General features: G+C 59.4%; 17 protein-coding genes. 4 read left to right on the top strand and 13 right to left on the bottom strand.

All coding sequences use genetic code 11. From position 1 onward, the window contains the following. Positions 1 to 153 precede the first annotated feature (153 nt). From AB4N44_RS05010 to AB4N44_RS04995, 4 genes are read right to left on the bottom strand one after another with little or no spacing between them, the layout of a single operon-like run. Positions 154 to 1,152: an NADP-dependent oxidoreductase gene (locus tag AB4N44_RS05010; RefSeq protein WP_460109931.1), complete on the bottom strand. Its 999-nt coding sequence runs from the start codon at positions 1,150 to 1,152 to the stop codon at positions 154 to 156. Positions 1,153 to 1,208: 56 nt separating this feature from the next. After that, entirely contained in the window at positions 1,209 to 2,048 is an 840-nt protein-coding gene (locus AB4N44_RS05005; RefSeq protein WP_460109933.1) for an alpha/beta fold hydrolase, read from the bottom strand. A 5-nt stretch (positions 2,049 to 2,053) separates the two neighbouring features. Continuing rightward, positions 2,054 to 2,836 carry an SDR family NAD(P)-dependent oxidoreductase gene (locus AB4N44_RS05000; RefSeq protein ID WP_150750930.1) on the bottom strand — a complete coding sequence of 261 codons (783 nt, stop codon included), beginning with the start codon at positions 2,834 to 2,836 and terminating at the stop codon, positions 2,054 to 2,056. Positions 2,837 to 2,896: 60 nt separating this feature from the next. Beyond that, the gene (locus AB4N44_RS04995) at positions 2,897 to 3,997 is read right to left on the bottom strand and encodes an alkene reductase (protein ID WP_460109934.1); all 1,101 of its coding nucleotides are present in this window, start codon (positions 3,995 to 3,997) and stop codon (positions 2,897 to 2,899) included. A 140-nt stretch (positions 3,998 to 4,137) separates the two neighbouring features. Between AB4N44_RS04995 and AB4N44_RS04990 the strand changes: the two genes are divergently transcribed. Beyond that, positions 4,138 to 4,734, top strand: coding sequence for a TetR family transcriptional regulator (locus AB4N44_RS04990; protein ID WP_127928479.1), 597 nt, complete (start codon positions 4,138 to 4,140; stop codon positions 4,732 to 4,734). 128 nt (positions 4,735 to 4,862) lie between these two features. Then, complete coding sequence (gene ycaC, locus AB4N44_RS04985) at positions 4,863 to 5,495, top strand: isochorismate family cysteine hydrolase YcaC (RefSeq protein ID WP_007916011.1); 633 nt, start codon at positions 4,863 to 4,865, stop codon at positions 5,493 to 5,495. Positions 5,496 to 5,577: 82 nt separating this feature from the next. Here the strand turns inward: ycaC (AB4N44_RS04985) and AB4N44_RS04980 are convergent, their stop codons facing one another. From AB4N44_RS04980 to AB4N44_RS04970, 3 genes are read right to left on the bottom strand one after another with little or no spacing between them, the layout of a single operon-like run. After that, positions 5,578 to 6,816 (bottom strand): nucleoside permease, encoded by a 1,239-nt coding sequence (locus tag AB4N44_RS04980; RefSeq protein ID WP_460109936.1) that lies wholly within the window; start codon positions 6,814 to 6,816, stop codon positions 5,578 to 5,580. Positions 6,817 to 6,858: 42 nt separating this feature from the next. After that, positions 6,859 to 7,941 carry a sugar phosphate isomerase/epimerase family protein gene (locus AB4N44_RS04975; RefSeq protein WP_460109938.1) on the bottom strand — a complete coding sequence of 361 codons (1,083 nt, stop codon included), beginning with the start codon at positions 7,939 to 7,941 and terminating at the stop codon, positions 6,859 to 6,861. Then, a complete protein-coding gene (locus AB4N44_RS04970; protein WP_460109940.1) occupies positions 7,931 to 9,094 on the bottom strand; it encodes a Gfo/Idh/MocA family protein in 1,164 nt (387 codons plus the stop codon). Before AB4N44_RS04970 ends, AB4N44_RS04975 begins: the two co-directional genes overlap by 11 nt. Positions 9,095 to 9,298: 204 nt before the next feature. Between AB4N44_RS04970 and AB4N44_RS04965 the strand changes: the two genes are divergently transcribed. Continuing rightward, the gene (locus AB4N44_RS04965) at positions 9,299 to 10,309 is read left to right on the top strand and encodes a LacI family DNA-binding transcriptional regulator (protein WP_127928473.1); all 1,011 of its coding nucleotides are present in this window, start codon (positions 9,299 to 9,301) and stop codon (positions 10,307 to 10,309) included. A gap of 26 nt (positions 10,310 to 10,335) precedes the next feature. Here AB4N44_RS04965 and AB4N44_RS04960 read toward each other — a convergent pair whose 3' ends face one another. Next, positions 10,336 to 10,500, bottom strand: coding sequence for a hypothetical protein (locus AB4N44_RS04960; RefSeq protein WP_460158187.1), 165 nt, complete (start codon positions 10,498 to 10,500; stop codon positions 10,336 to 10,338). On the opposite strand from AB4N44_RS04960, the gene ycaC (AB4N44_RS04955) reads away from it, so the two are divergent. Further along, complete coding sequence (gene ycaC / locus AB4N44_RS04955) at positions 10,499 to 11,131, top strand: isochorismate family cysteine hydrolase YcaC (protein WP_460109942.1); 633 nt, start codon at positions 10,499 to 10,501, stop codon at positions 11,129 to 11,131. The two genes, AB4N44_RS04960 and ycaC (AB4N44_RS04955), sit on opposite strands and share 2 nt — an antisense overlap. Before the next feature lie 57 nt (positions 11,132 to 11,188). Here the strand turns inward: ycaC (AB4N44_RS04955) and AB4N44_RS04950 are convergent, their stop codons facing one another. The 5 genes from AB4N44_RS04950 to AB4N44_RS04930 form a co-directional block, all read right to left on the bottom strand. Then, positions 11,189 to 12,118, bottom strand: a complete 930-nt coding sequence (locus AB4N44_RS04950) for a LysR family transcriptional regulator (protein WP_460109944.1) — start codon at positions 12,116 to 12,118, stop codon at positions 11,189 to 11,191. A gap of 93 nt (positions 12,119 to 12,211) precedes the next feature. Then, positions 12,212 to 12,922 (bottom strand): SDR family NAD(P)-dependent oxidoreductase, encoded by a 711-nt coding sequence (locus AB4N44_RS04945; RefSeq protein WP_460109946.1) that lies wholly within the window; start codon positions 12,920 to 12,922, stop codon positions 12,212 to 12,214. Between the two features lie 49 nt (positions 12,923 to 12,971). Further along, on the bottom strand, positions 12,972 to 13,628 hold the full coding sequence (locus AB4N44_RS04940) for a DsbA family oxidoreductase (protein WP_460109948.1): 657 nt from the start codon (positions 13,626 to 13,628) through the stop codon (positions 12,972 to 12,974). Next, positions 13,625 to 13,840, bottom strand: a complete 216-nt coding sequence (locus tag AB4N44_RS04935) for a tautomerase family protein (protein WP_095111896.1) — start codon at positions 13,838 to 13,840, stop codon at positions 13,625 to 13,627. The genes AB4N44_RS04940 and AB4N44_RS04935 overlap by 4 nt, the downstream gene beginning before the upstream one ends. Before the next feature lie 168 nt (positions 13,841 to 14,008). Next, entirely contained in the window at positions 14,009 to 14,704 is a 696-nt protein-coding gene (locus AB4N44_RS04930) for a tRNA (adenine(22)-N(1))-methyltransferase (RefSeq protein WP_318186567.1), read from the bottom strand. Between the last annotated feature and the right edge of the window lie 18 nt (positions 14,705 to 14,722).

Here is a 14,722-nt window from a genome sequence, read left to right as displayed (position 1 = left end):
TCGCATTGTGCCGCTTGGGGTCAGGCGTTTCGTGGTTCGCGGGTTCAGGTGGGTGTTTGTTCTCCGTGTCTTGCAGTTCGTCGGCGGGGGGCTTTTCGGTGTCGCAGGCAACGTTATCCATGGTTCTTTCGCCAGATGATTACAGGCAGGCAACTATTTGATCTGCACGATTACCTTGCCTTTCGCACGGCCCTGTTCGACGTAAGTCAGGGCTTCGCCCGCTGACTCGAAGGCGAAGGTGCGATCCAGCACGGGCTTTATTTCGCCGGCTTCAATCAGGGAGGTGATTTCTTGCAGCTGTGCACCGTTGGCCCGCATAAACAGGAAGCTGTAACGGACATCCTGCTTGCGCGCCTTGCGCCGAATGCTCAGGCTCAACAAGCGCATGACTTGCCGCAGCGGCCAGGCCAGGCCCTGCGCCTTGGCGAACTCGGCAGTTGGCGGGCCTGATATGGAAATCAGCTGGCCACCCGGTTTGAGTACCTTCAGCGAGTTTTCCAGAACGTCGGTGCCGAGGCTGTTCAGCACCACGTCGTAGTCGCGCAGTTCCTCCTCGAAGTGCTGCTGTTTGTAATCAATCACCACGTCTGCGCCGAACGCTTTAACCCATTCGACATTCGCGGTGCTGGTGGTGGTCGCGACAACCGCGCCGAGGTGTTTGGCCAGTTGAATGGCGATGCTGCCGACACCGCCGGAACCGGCGTGAATCAGGACCTTCTGACCCTTTTGCAAACGGGCGATGTCGACCAGCGCTTGCCAGGCTGTCAGGGCAACCAAGGGAATGCCGGCGGCTTGCTCCATACTGAGGTTGGCGGGCTTCAACGCCACGGCGTTTTGCTCGACGGCGATTCGCTCGGCAAACGTGCCGATTCGTTGTTCGGGCACGCGTGCATACACCGCGTCGCCGGGCTTGAAACCCTTGACCGCTGCGCCAACCGCAATCACCACGCCGGCACAATCGTTGCCCAGCACCAAGGGCAATGAGTACGGCAGAATCAGTTTGAACTCGCCGCTGCGAATCTTTGAATCGAGTACGTTGACGCTGGCTGCATGGACTTCAATCAGCACGTCATGGGCGCCGGGTACAGGCTCGCAGACATCGCCAATACGCCCGTTCTGCTTGCCGTAGCGATCGATAAAATAAGCTTTCATGGTGGGGACGGCTCTCACGGTTCTGGGGGAGGTCAGGGTTGCCTGAGCAGATTGGTTCAGTTGTCGAGAAACGCCTGCGCCTTGCTGACAAAGTCAGCGTAGTTCTGGAAAATCGCGCCGTGTCCGGCGTCTTCATAAATGATCAGTTGCGCGTAGGGAATACGCTTCGCCAGATCAATCGAGTTGACCGTCGGCACCATGATGTCGTTGTCACCGTTGACCACCAGCGTCGGGATTTGCAGGCCGCCAAGGTTCTGTGGCGTCTGTTTTCCCCATGCCTTGATGGCTCTCAACTGCCGTAGAAAAGCGCTGGGTGTCGGGCGCTTGTCGCGGTCTTTGCGGCGTTCTTTCAGGCGTTGCAAAAAGTCTGTCGCGGCCCGGCGTCCGTTGGCGGTTGTGGTGAAAAACAGGTGGAACTTGGGATCGCGCAGGGTCAGCAAACCCTTGAACATCAGTGGCCAGGAAACCGCACCGACCTTGGCGATACCGACTCCGCCAGCCGGTCCGGTGCCGGTCAGAATCAGGCGCCGCACCAACGCGGGCGCTTTGAGCGCGATGTCCTGAGCAACGAATCCGCCGAGGGAAAAACCCAGCAGATCGACGCTGGTGAATTCCAGCGCAGCGATCAGGCTGATGACGTCGTCGGCCATCTGCGCGACGGTCAGGGGCGCGGTGCCGCCTGAGCCACCGACACCGCGATAGTCAATGGCGAGCACGCGCCGGTTCCGCGCCAGACCATCGACGATTCGCGGGTCGAAGTCGTCAAGTGCTGCGCCCCAATGATTGAGCAGGATCAGCGGCACCGCCGATTTTGGGCCGAGGTCGCGATAGGCGAAGGCCGTGCCGCCAACCAGAATCGATTGGTTGGCGGCTTTGACGAAAGGCATTGGTTCCATCGGACTCACGCCAGGTAACGCTGCGCGACTGCCGACTGGCGGATCTGTGCCAGCAGGCCCTGCCGCGCGGTCTGCAAGGCATCCCAGCGCTCACCTTCATGCAGCGGTGGAATGGTCACCGGTTCGCGACGATCGAAACCGACCAGCGCCGCATCGACCAGATCGGTGACTTCCATGATCTCGCTCAAAGTGTTGATGTCGATGCCCGCGCGATCCCAGATCTCGGTACGCGTCGCGGCCGGCAGCACGGCTTGTACGTAGACGCCGAGTGGCGAAAGTTCCAGGCTCAGGCCCTGAGACAGGAACAGGACAAACGCTTTGGTCGCGCCGTACACCGACATGCCGAACTCCGGGGCCAGACCGACCACCGAGCCGATGTTGATGATGGCGCCGTCACCGGCCTTTGCCAGACGGGGAGCGATGGCGCTGGCGAGCCGCACCAGTGCCGTGGTGTTGAGGGCGACCAGATTGGCCACTTTGTCGGTGCTCTGCTCGATGAAGTTGCCGGACTGCGCGGCGCCCGCGTTATTGACGAGGATGCCAATGCGCGCATCGTCGCGCAGGCGCGTTTCGACGGTGTGCAGATCGCTGAGTTGGGTCAGGTCGGCCTGCAGCACATCAATGGCGACGCTGTATTCGCTGCGCAACTTCGCGGCGAGCGTTTCCAGGCGCTGAAGATCGCGGGCGACCAGCACCAGATCATGCCCGCGTTGGGCGAAGCGATCGGCGTAAACCGCGCCGATACCGGTCGAGGCGCCAGTGATAAGAACAGTAGGGTGGGCGTTCATAGGGTCATCTCTTTTCACAAAAACGATTAAGGAGAGGCAGTAAATGCGCTGGGGCTCGGCTTACTGAGCAGCAGCGCTCCATTCAGCCAAGGTCGGATAGTCGATGTAGCCTTCCGCACCGCCGCCATACAGGGTGGCGGGATTGAAACCGGCCAGCGGCGCACCGGCCGCCAGGCGCTCGACCAGATCGGGATTGCCAATGAACGGGCGACCGAAGGCGATCAGATCGGCGTGGTCCTCGGCAATCCGCGCGTTCGCCAGCTCGAGGTCATAGCCGTTGTTGGCGATGTAGGTGTTTTTGAAACGCTGGCGCAGAGCGCCGAAATCGAACGGCGCGACATCGCGCGGCCCACCGGTTGCGCCTTCGACCACGTGCAGATAAACGATGCCCAGCGCATCAAGTTGCTCGACGATGTAATCGAATTGCCCTTGCGGGTCGCTGCTCGACACCCCGTTGGCCGGCGACACCGGCGAGAGGCGAATGCCTGTGCGATCTGCGCCAATCTCGGCGGCGACCGCGGCCGTCACTTCCAGCAACAAGCGCGCACGATTTTCTATCGAGCCGCCGTAGGCATCGGTGCGCACGTTGGCGCCATCCTTGATGAATTGATCGAGCAAATAGCCGTTGGCACCGTGGATTTCCACACCATCGAACCCAGCGGCGATCGCGTTGACCGCTGCCTGGCGGAAATCGTTGACGATCCCCGGGAGTTCGCTGATCTCCAGTGCTCGTGGCGCGGAAACGTCTTCAAAACGGTTGTTGACGAACACTTTGGTCGCCGGGCGTATCGCCGAGGGCGCTACAGGTGCGGCGCCGTTTTCTTGAAGATCAACATGTGAAACACGACCGACATGCCACAGTTGCAGAAAGATCTTCGCGCCTTGTTCGTGCACCGCAGCGGTCACCTTGCGCCAGCCATCGATCTGCGCCTGCGTGTAAATCCCCGGGGTGTCCTGATAGCCCTGGCCCTGTCGGGAGATCTGCGTCGCTTCAGAAATCAGCAGGCCAGCGGAGGCGCGCTGGCTGTAATAGGTGGCTGCGAACTCACTGGGCACAAAGCCTTCGCCCGCTCGATTGCGGGTCAGCGGCGCGAGAACGATGCGATTCGCCAGCGTCAGGGAGCCAAGCGTGTACGGCGTGAACAGATTTTGATCGGTCATGGGGTTTGATCCGTGCCTGTGGATGAGCAGCGATAACTTCTGTAATTAGGATGATGATCGAAATCTAAACTGTCAACGGTTTTGATTATGGCTGACATCTATGTATCATCGGCGCATGAATTTCAGCGGAGGTATTGCACGTGAGAGTCACCAAAGCCCAGGCGCAGGCAAACCGCGAGCACATCGTCGAGACCGCCTCGGTGCTGTTTCGTGAGCGAGGTTTTGACGGTGTCGGCGTCGCGGACCTGATGGCGGCGGCCGGATTTACCCATGGCGGTTTCTACAAACACTTCGGCTCGAAAGCCGACCTGATGTCCGAAGCTTCGGCCAACAGTCTTGCGCGCTCGTTGGTCGGTGCCGAAATGGTCGATGTTCAAGGCTTCATCGACGCTTATGTCTCGAAAGAACATCGGGACGGGCGGGGCAGCGGTTGCACCATGGCAGCGTTGTGCGGCGACGCAGCGCGTCAGTCTGACGATGTGAAAACGGCGTTTGCCGAGGGGATCGAACGCACGCTGCAGACGCTCGGCGACAAGTACCCGACAGGGCCCGACGCGGCATCTGGTGAGGGGCGAGTGAAAATGATCGACATGCTGGCGCGGGCGGTGGGCGCGATTATTCTGTCGCGTGCCTGCCCGGATGATTCAGCGCTGGCCGATGAAATCCTTGCGGTATGCCACGCTGAGATGACCGCGTCATTGCTGATATCTGCCGACAGTGCAGAAGTGCCTGGTTGATCGGTATTGTCCTTTTTGAGTTGACGGTGAAACGCTTTTCAGCCGATTTATCCCGTCCCTGTGCGTCAGTAATCTGTACCCAACTTGAACGCAACAACAACTTCAAAAACTCAAAAGGGATGCCCACCATGACCACTCCAACCTACAACCGCCTGAACAAAGACGACGCCATCGTGCTGCTGGTCGACCACCAGACCGGCCTTATTTCCCTGGTACAGGACTTCTCGCCAAACGAGTTCAAGAACAACGTGCTGGCCCTGGCCGATCTGGCCAAGTTCTTCGAACTGCCGACCATCCTCACCACCAGCTTCGAACAAGGCCCGAACGGCCCGCTGGTGCCAGAGCTGAAAGAGATGTTCCCCGACGCGCCGTATATCGCTCGTCCAGGCCAGATCAACGCGTGGGACAACGAAGATTTTGTGAAGGCGATCAAAGCCACCGGGCGCAAGCAGATCATCATTGCCGGTGTGGTGACGGATGTCTGCGTAGCGTTCCCGACCTTGTCGGCGCTGGCGGAGGGGTTTGATGTTTTTGTGGTGACTGACGCCTCCGGCACCTTCAACACCACCGTGCAGCAAGCCGCGTGGAGCCGCATGACTCAGGCTGGTGCGCAGATGATGAACTGGTTCTCGGTGGCGTGTGAGCTGCACCGCGACTGGCGCAACGACATTGAAGGCTTGGGTAATCTGCTGTCGCAGCGGATCCCTAACTACCGCAACCTGATGAACAGCTACTCGGCGCTGACCGCACAGCAGAAGTAAGCCTGCGCGATGTAAACGAAAAGCCTGCCCTGAAAAGCAGGCTTTTTCTGTTTTCTGCGCTGCGCCTATCAGAACGGCGTTTCTAGACGGTCGACGGCATCCCTTCCTTTTCGCCGCCACGGCTTTTGAACGCCAGTGCGAAACACAGCAGAACCACCACCGAAAATCCTGCCGGGAACAGCCATATACTTCTCCAGTCGTGGCCGTTTTGCGCGGTGAAGTGGTCAGTGATCTGACCCGCCACCCAGAATCCGATCAGCATGCCCACACCGTAAGTGGCCAAGGTGATCAGGCCCTGAGCCGAGCTGCGGAAGCGCTCGGGCGCTTTGGCATCGGTGTAGATCTGCCCACAGACGAAGAAAAAGTCATAACACACGCCGTGCAGTGCAATACCGATCAGCAGCATGAACGCTTGGTCACCATTGTTGCCGTAGGCGAACAACACATAGCGCAAGGCCCAGGCCAGCATCCCGACCAGTAAGGCAATCTTGATGCCGAAACGCTGGATGAACAGGGGTAGCAGAAGCATGAACAGCACTTCGGAGACCTGACCCAGAGCCATCTTCGCGGTGGGGTTGGTGACACCGATTTCGGCCAGAAACGGATTGGCATTCTGGTAATAGAACGCCAGAGGAATGCAGATCAGGATGGACGCGAGAAAGAACACCAGATAACTGCGATCCTTGAGCAGTCCCAATGCGTCCATCCCCGCCATCTGTTTGATACCAGGCGTATCGGTGGTGGATTTCAACGGTGCGGTTTTCGGCAGGCTGAAGCTGTAGAGCCCCAACACCAGCGAGGCCACGGCGGACATCAGGAACGTGTTGCGCAAACCGCCCGCAGCGATCGCCTGTTGAGCGTCCCAGGCAAAGCCGAAACTGATCACGATGCCGGCGACGATCCAGCCAACGGTGCCCCATACGCGGATGCGGGAAAACTCCCGGGCCGGGTCTTTGATCTGTCGGAAGGCTACCGCGTTGACCAGGGCCAGGGTTGGCATGTAGACCAGCATGTAGGCCAGCACATAGGGATAAAACGCACTGAAATCAGCTGCCTGATAAAGCTGAAAAAGCAGCACCGCCCCCAGCAGGTGCAACACCGCCAAGATGCGTTCGGCATTGAAAAAGCGATCAGCAATCAGACCTACGACAAAAGGTGCAATGATCGCGCCCCACGACTGCGTGGAGAACGCCATTCCCACCTGGCCGCCGCTGGCTGCCAGTGTCGTGGTGAGGAAAGTGCCGAGGGTGACGAACCAGCCGCCCCAGATAAAAAACTGCAGAAACATCATGACGCTGAGTCGCGCATTCATTAGGTTCATTTCAATCACCGTATTATTTTTATGTCGGTAACAGCGTGGTAATCAGCGTTCGCCAAGGCCCAGCAGACGCCGGTTGGATTGCTCGTCAGCGCTCACACTGGCGAAATCGTCGAATGCCTTGCAGGTTCGGGTGATCATGTGTCGCTCGATGAAGGCCGCCCCTTCGGCAGCGCCTTGCGCAGCGTCTTTCAGACAGCATTCCCACTCCAGCACGGCCCAACCGTTGAAGTCGTATTGAGTCAGTTTGCTGAAGATCGCTTTGAAGTCGATCTGGCCATCGCCCAATGAACGAAACCGCCCCGGGCGATCAACCCAGCCCTGATAGCCGCCGTAGACGCCGGATCGCGCGTTGGCGTGAAACTCCGCATCCTTGACGTGGAACATGCGGATGCGCGCGTGGTAGCGATCGATGAAGCCCAGGTAGTCCATTTGCTGCAGCAACAGATGGCTCGGGTCATACAGAATTGCCGCGCGCGGATGATGATTCACCGCTTCAAGAAATTGTTCGAAAGAGGCGCCATCGTGCAGGTCTTCGCCGGGGTGGATCTCGTAGCAGAGGTCCACCCCGGCCTCATCGAAGCATTCGAGGATCGGCAACCAGCGTTTCGCCAATTCGGCAAAACCCTGTTCCACCAGGCCGGCAGGGCGTTGCGGCCATGGGTAGACGTAGGGCCAGAGCAGGGCGCCGGAAAAGGTCGCGTGGGCGGTCAACCCCAAGCGCTGACTGGCGCGCGCCGCCAGTTTCAACTGGTTTATCGCCCATTCGGTGCGTGCTTGCGGATTGCCACGCAGCGCTGCCGGGGCGAAGTCATCGAAGAGTGCGTCGAACGCCGGATGCACCGCGACCAGTTGGCCTTGCAGGTGCGTCGACAGCTCGCTGATCACCACGCCGGCCTTGGCGCATACGGCGATGAGTTCGTCGCAGTAATCCTGACTGTCGGCGGCGCGTTCAAGGTCGATGAAGCGCGTGCCGAGGGTCGGCAATTGAATGGCTTTGTAGCCTTGGGAAGCTGCCCATTGCGCGATGTTGGCCAAGGTATCGAAAGGCGTTTCGTCGGCGATGAATTGGGCGAGAAAGATACCGGGGCCGCGCATCCCGCTCGGGCGTTGTTGATTAACGTTCATTGGCGGTTGCTCCATTGGCAAGGTCAGGTATTGCAGTCCATTTGGCTTCGCCACAATGATTGGCAATGGCGGTCTCGATGAAGGCCATGCCGCGCAGCCCGGTGGCTATGCCGGGAACGCCCGGTGCGTCAGGGCCGCTCGCACCCTGGAAAATGGCCTGCGCGAGGTCACCGTAGAGATTGGCCATGGCCTCGAGGTAGCCTTCCGGGTGCCCGGCGGGCAAGCGCATGCGCCGGGTGGCGGCTTCGCACAGCCAAGGCTGGCCAACGCCTGAGCGCAGCACGCGCATCGGTTCATTAAACGGGCGATGGATCAGACTGGCGGGCTCTTCCTGACGCCATTCCAGCCCGCCCTTGTCGCCATAAAGGCGAATCTTCAGCGGATTCTCTTCGCCCGCGCACACTTGGCTGGCGATCAATACGCCGCTGGCGCCGTCGGCCATTTTGAACAACATCGAGGCGTCGTCATCCAGCTGGCGACTGCTCAAATGCGACCCGAGCATCGCGCTGATGAACTGGATGGATTGACCGGCGATAAACTCCGCGAGGGAAAACGCGTGCGTGCCGATGTCACCGATGCAGCCACCGATGCCGGATTGTTCAGGATTGTCGCGCCAGCCCGCCTGTTTGTTGCCTTGGCCAGCCACATCGCTGCTGAGCCAGCCTTGCGGGTATTCGACGAGGACTTTGCGCAGACGCCCGATTTCACCGTTGGCGACCATCTCGCGTGCCTGCCAGACCATCGCATACCCCAGGTAGGTATGTGCCAAGGCGTAGATCCGCTGGCTGTTGTTGACCACGCGGGCCAAGTCCTGCACTTGCGCCAGATTGAGCGCAGCGGGCTTTTCACTGAACACATGGAAACCCGCACTCAGTGCTGCACTGGCGATAGGGGCGTGCAGGTGATTAGGCGTGACGATCACCAGCAGTTCCATGCGCTGATCGGCCGGCAGTGCGTGTTCGGCGGCCAGCATGTCTTGCCAGGCGTCATAGCAGCGTTGCGCAGGCAGCCCAAGCGCCGCACCACTGCGTTGATTGTTATGGGCGTCGCGGCTGAACGCACCGCAGACCAGTTCGAAGCGTCCATCGAGGCCGGCGGCTTGCCGGTGTGCCTGGGCGATGAAGGCGCCTTCACCACCGCCGACGAAGCCCATTCTTATTTTTCTACCTGCTGCAATCATGGCAATTGTCTCAGTGGATTCATGCGGAACATAGATGATGTAACCGGTTACATCGTCGGCGAAATCTAGGCCTGAAATCAGCGAGTGTCAAACCGTGTCTGACGAATGCCAACGTTTCGGCGTGTGACGCTGTGCGGTAAGCTCGACGGCCGATTTGATTGAAAGAGCGAGGCAGTCTTGTCCAATATCCGCGAAGTGGCACGGCTGGCGGGTGTCTCGGTAGCAACGGTGTCGAGAACATTGAAGTCCCCCGAGCGTGTGCTGCCCGATACCCGCGAGCGGGTCATGGCCGCCGTCCAGCAAACCGGCTATCGACCGAATTTGATGGCGGTGCAGTTTCGCTCGCGTAGAACGGGCAACCTGGTGATTCTGGTCCCGACCATTGCCAACACCTTTTTCGCCAGGGTGATCAGCGGCGCACAGAAAGCCGCGCAGGCCGCCGGATACCGGTTGCTGTTGTGCGACACCCAGGGCCAGGCATCACTTGAGCGCCAGTTCGCTGATCTGGTGCACGCCCATCAAGCCGATGGCGTCATTCAGTTGCGCGCCTATGATCCCTTCGAAGAATCTACCGCCGAGCCAGCACTGGCCCCGATCGTCAATGCCTGCGAAGTCATCCGGCACGGACGGCATCCAACGATCAGTCTGGATAACGTTGCGGCGGCCAAAGCCATGACCGAGTACCTGATCGCGATGGGGCATCAGCGCATCGGACTGATCAAAGGCCCCAAAGGCAGCCCGCTCACGCGTGATCGTCTGGCGGGGTATGAGGCGGCCCTGCGCGACGCCGGTCTTGCGCTGGACAACACGCTCATCTGTCACGGCGATTTCACCCTGGACGCTGGCTATTCGGGTGCCGGGAAACTGCTCGCGCTCGACAACCGACCGAGCGCGCTGTTTTGTGAAAATGACGAAATGGCCATCGGCGCGCTCAAGAGCATTAAAGAGCAGGGGCTGCGCGTGCCGGAGGATATTTCGCTCGCCGGATTTGACGATATTCCAATGGCCGCGTACTGCGATCCACCGCTGACGACCATTGCTCAACCCGCCGAAATGTTTGGCGAGAAAGCCGTGGAAATGCTGATTGCGCTGATCGAGAAACAGCCGTTGCCGCAACGGCATGTGGTGTTGCCGTTCACATTGACGAAGCGCGACAGCACGGCGCGGGGACCTGCAGCTGATAAATGACCCCGTGACTGCTCCGCGCAGGTTTGTCAGTGGTGCCAGTTTTTCAGACTCACCGGCAGCCGGAAAATTGTCCCTTTTGAGTTGACGGTGAAACGCTTTTCAGCCGATTTATCCCGTCCCTGTGCGTCAGTAATCTGTACCCAACTTGAACGCAACAACAACTTCAAAAACTCAAAAGGGATGCCCACCATGACCACTCCAACCTATAACCGCCTGAACAAAGACGACGCCATCGTGCTGCTGGTTGATCACCAGACCGGCCTGATTTCCCTGGTGCAGGACATCTCGCCAAACGAGTTCAAGAACAACGTGCTGGCCCTGGCGGATCTGGCCAAGTTCTTCGAACTGCCGACCATCCTCACCACCAGTTTCGAACAAGGCCCGAACGGCCCGCTGGTGCCAGAGCTGAAAGAGATGTTCCCGGACGCGCCGTACATCGCTCGTCCAGGTCAGATCAACGCTTGGGACAACGAAGATTTTGTGAAGGCGATCAAAGCTACCGGTCGCAAGCAAATCATCATTGCCGGTGTGGTCACGGATGTCTGCGTAGCGTTCCCGACCTTGTCGGCGCTGGCGGAAGGGTTTGAGGTGTTTGTGGTGACTGATGCGTCCGGCACCTTCAACACCACCGTGCAACAAGCCGCGTGGAGTCGCATGACTCAGGCCGGCGCGCAAATGATGAACTGGTTCTCGGTGGCGTGTGAGCTGCACCGCGACTGGCGCAACGACATTGAAGGTCTGGGTAACCTGCTGTCGCAGCGGATCCCGAACTACCGCAACCTGATGAACAGCTACTCGGCGCTGACCGCACAGCAGAAGTAAGCCTGCGCGACCACACAAAAGCCTGCCATGAAAAGCAGGCTTTTGTGTTGCGCCGATTCAATCAGCGTCAACCGCCCACTCATCACGAAACTGCAACAGAAAGTCGACAAACGCCCTGACCCGTTGCGGCACATACCGCCCGTGCGGGTAGAGCAAGGTGTAAGGTCGCGAGCGCCCGGCGTACGGCTTAAGTACCTCGACCAAGCTGCCGTCCGCCAGCTCCTTTTCGACAATGAACTTGTACGTCTGGAAGACCCCGGCACCATGTCTGGCCAGGGTGACACCGCCGAGCACGTCATCGGAGCAGGAGTAACCGCCGTCGGAAATCACTTCGCGATCGTGGCCATTTTCCTGGAACAGCCAGGAGATCCGCCGCCCGCTGCTCGGCAGTTCGAACTGAATACATTCGTGTTGCACCAGATCCTCAAGCGTCTTCGGTGTGCCAGCCTTTTTCAGATAGTCGGGGGAGGCGACCACCACCAGTTTGGCATCCTCCAGCAGCCGCGCAACCATGGTCGAATCCGGTTGCGCGCGGACGCGGATCGCCAGGTCGTAGCCTTCGCCGACGAAGTCGATATTGCGGTTGCCCAAGTGGATGTCGACGGTGACGTCAGGGTAGAGCGCGCGGAATTTTGGCAGCAGCGGCAGAATGCGGTGATGCCCGTAAGTGGTGGGAAGGCTGATGCGCAACTGACCGGACGGTGAGGTCTGTGCGCCCATGACCTCTTGTTGCGCTTCGACCAGTTGCGTCAGGGCCTGGCTGCACTGGACGAAAAAGTTTCTGCCCGCTTCGGTCAAGCGAATGCTGCGGGTAGTTCGGGCAAACAAGCGTGAACCCAATCTTTTTTCGAGGCGAAGAATCGACCGGCTCACCGCGGCCGGCGTCACGCCCGCGAGCTGCGCGGCAGCGGTGAAACTGCCGGCTTCAGCGGCGAGGCAAAAGAGTTCGATGCTGCCTAACTGCAAGTCTTCAAAGTGGCGCTTCATGGAATAAGCCTGAGGATCAACTGACGGTTCATTCTCAGGTTTATCTCATGAAGCGGCACCGCCGGTACACACCGGCAGTGCCGTGGGGAGGTGTCAATGGCCAGCGCTTTGACCACCGTCGACATGGAGGATTTCGCCGGTCACGAACTTCGCACTGTCCAGGTAAAGGATCGCTTGCACGATGTCGTCGATCTCACCCATATGCCCAACCGGGTGCAGGCTGCCGAGGGCGGCGTGCGTCTCTTCGCCGTGCATCGGCGTTTTGATGATGCCCGGCGACACCGCGTTGACCCGAATGCCGCGCTTGGCGTACTCGATGGCCAGGGATTTGGTCGCCGCGTTTATGCCACCTTTGGTCAGCGACGCGAGCACCGACGGTACGCCGTCAATCGCGTGGTCGACCAGGCTGGTGGTGACGCTGACGATGTGGCCGCTGGCGTTTTTCTCCATTTCGGCAATGGCCAATTGCGAGATGTGGAAGAAGCCGCTCATGTTGGTCGCTACCACTTGTGCGTAGTCTGCCTGGCTGTACTCGGTGAAGGGTTTGGCGACGAAAATCCCGGCGTTATTGACCAGCGTGTCGATGCGCCCGAAACGAGCAACGGCTTCGCGAATCACCCGCTCGGCGGTTTGTGGGTCGGCGATGTCACCGGCGACGGCGAGAATATCCGGGTCAGTGGAGGGTTTGATCGAGCGCGAGGTCGCGACAACCTGATAGCCGCGTTCATGGAAACCCTTGACCAGGCCTGCGCCAATGCCTTGCGAGGCGCCGGTAATCACTACAACTTTGTTGGACGTGTTCATGATGTTTCCTCATGCAATCTGAATGGTTTGAAAAAACGAAGTTTGGGTGTCAGGCGTGAGCCGCAATCTGCGCGGCTTGACGTAACGCTTGCTCGTAATAAGCGACGGACTGGGAACCGGGGATGACCTGTTTGTCATCAAGGACCATGGCCGGAACCGAATCGATGCCGCGCTGCTGGTAAAACCGTTCAAGTTCGCGCACGGCCTGGCTGAACTCAGCGTTGGCCAGAACCTCTTGCGCACGCTGGCTGTCGAGTTCGACTGCGCCTACCAGTGTCACCAGCGTGGCGTGGTCGTTCGGGTTCATGCCGTCGGTGAAGTAGGCCTTGAGCAAGGCCTGCTTCAACTCACGCTGACGTCCTTGGGTGGCGGCCCAGAACAGCAGTCGATGAGCATCAAAGGTGTTGTGGAAATGGCTGCGTTTTTCCAGGTCGAAGTGAAAACCGATCTGCTCGCCGCGTTCGATGATCATCGCGTTGCGATCCGCCACTTGCTCGGCGCTGCGCCCGTATTTGCGCATCATGTGCTCGATGGCGTGTTCACCTTCGGCGGGCATGTCAGGATTCAGTTCGAACGGTTTGTAGGTCAGCTCCACATCGACTTCGCCCGCCAGATTCTTGATCGCTTGCTCCAGAGCGGTAACGCCCAAAGCACACCAGGGGCAAACGACATCCGACACAAAGTCGATTTTCACGGTGCGGTTCACGACTGCGAATCCGCTAATTGCTGGCGATAATCGGTGGTGGTGATGCCGGCATAACCCCAGTTATCGGTGTCGACTTCCTCGATCACGATGTGGGTGAGTTTCGGGTCCTTGTGCAGCACCCGCTGCATCGTTTCGGTGATTTCCTTGATGACCTGGGCTTTCTGTTCCCGGGTCACGCCGTCACGGGTGATACGTACGCTGATGAAAGGCATTTGGGGTATCTCCAGTCACTGGCCCGTCGGAGTGATGGGCAGTTGTTGGAGAGGACTTTAAGAGGCAGGCGGGAATTGATAAATGGGGCTTGAGGTACATCATTTGTGATGTGGTGTATCAAATGCAGGCCTGAGAACCCACTGCATTTCTGCGCGAAACGCTGGCGCTCAGGCCAGCAGCTCGGTAATCCAGCGTGTCTGTTGTTCGAGGTCTTGCAGCTTTTGCTCTGGCAGGCTTTGTTGCGCATGGGCGAGTTGGCTCAGCGTCTTCTGCTTATGGTGAAGTTTGTGCTGCCATTTGCGCAGAAACTCGGGGCTGCGGGCCTGCATCTGCAAGGGGCCGAAGTACAGTTCCTTGTCGGTATAGATCACCGGTTCAGCGCGTTCGGCGACGATGATTTCGTAGTCGAAGCGGTTTTCCCGCAGCAGCTCTTCGCTGAGGATGCGGTAGCCGTTTTCCATCAGCCACTGGCGCAAGGGTTGTTCGCCGCCGTTGGGTTGCAGGATTAGACGTTCCTGGCCGTTGAGGTGGGCCTTGCCGCTGTCGAGGATGTCGCGGATGGTTTCACCGCCCATGCCGCAGACGCTGATGGCGGTGATGCCGTCGTCAGGTTTGATTGCTGCCAGACCATCGGCCCGGCGCACACTGATTTGCTGCTGCAGATCATTCTCGCGCACGGTGCGTTCAGCCGCGTGGAACGGCGTCGACGCGACTTCGCCAGCCACGGCCGCGCTGATCAGACCACGGCGCATTAGCGCCACCGGCAGATAGCCGTGATCCGAGCCGATATCCGCCAATCGCGCACCGGCAGGTACGTGGGCAGCCACCCGCTCAAGGCGCATGGACAATGTCTGTTCGTTCAACGGCAACCCCTTGATGGC

It is taken from the genome of Pseudomonas sp. S3_C06 (assembly GCF_054667675.1).
This window is presented reverse-complemented; position numbering and strand designations above follow the sequence as displayed.

Bases quoted from the DNA above. Each gene is read 5' to 3' on its own strand.
- AB4N44_RS04960 (WP_460158187.1), bottom strand. From the start codon at position 10,500: ATGGTGGGCATCCCTTTTGAGTTTTTGAAGTTGTTGTTGCGTTCAAGT.
- AB4N44_RS05000 (WP_150750930.1), bottom strand. From the start codon at position 2,836: ATGAACGCCCACCCTACTGTTCTTATCACTGGCGCCTCGACCGGTATC.
- AB4N44_RS04980 (WP_460109936.1), bottom strand. From the start codon at position 6,816: ATGAACCTAATGAATGCGCGACTCAGCGTCATGATGTTTCTGCAGTTT.
- AB4N44_RS04970 (WP_460109940.1), bottom strand. From the start codon at position 9,094: ATGGGCTTCGTCGGCGGTGGTGAAGGCGCCTTCATCGCCCAGGCACAC.
- AB4N44_RS05010 (WP_460109931.1), bottom strand. From the start codon at position 1,152: ATGAAAGCTTATTTTATCGATCGCTACGGCAAGCAGAACGGGCGTATT.
- AB4N44_RS04935 (WP_095111896.1), bottom strand. From the start codon at position 13,840: ATGCCTTTCATCAGCGTACGTATCACCCGTGACGGCGTGACCCGGGAA.
- AB4N44_RS04975 (WP_460109938.1), bottom strand. From the start codon at position 7,941: ATGAACGTTAATCAACAACGCCCGAGCGGGATGCGCGGCCCCGGTATC.
- AB4N44_RS04945 (WP_460109946.1), bottom strand. From the start codon at position 12,922: ATGAACACGTCCAACAAAGTTGTAGTGATTACCGGCGCCTCGCAAGGC.
- AB4N44_RS05005 (WP_460109933.1), bottom strand. From the start codon at position 2,048: ATGGAACCAATGCCTTTCGTCAAAGCCGCCAACCAATCGATTCTGGTT.
- AB4N44_RS04950 (WP_460109944.1), bottom strand. From the start codon at position 12,118: ATGAAGCGCCACTTTGAAGACTTGCAGTTAGGCAGCATCGAACTCTTT.
- ycaC (WP_460109942.1), top strand. From the start codon at position 10,499: ATGACCACTCCAACCTATAACCGCCTGAACAAAGACGACGCCATCGTG.
- ycaC (WP_007916011.1), top strand. From the start codon at position 4,863: ATGACCACTCCAACCTACAACCGCCTGAACAAAGACGACGCCATCGTG.
- AB4N44_RS04995 (WP_460109934.1), bottom strand. From the start codon at position 3,997: ATGACCGATCAAAATCTGTTCACGCCGTACACGCTTGGCTCCCTGACG.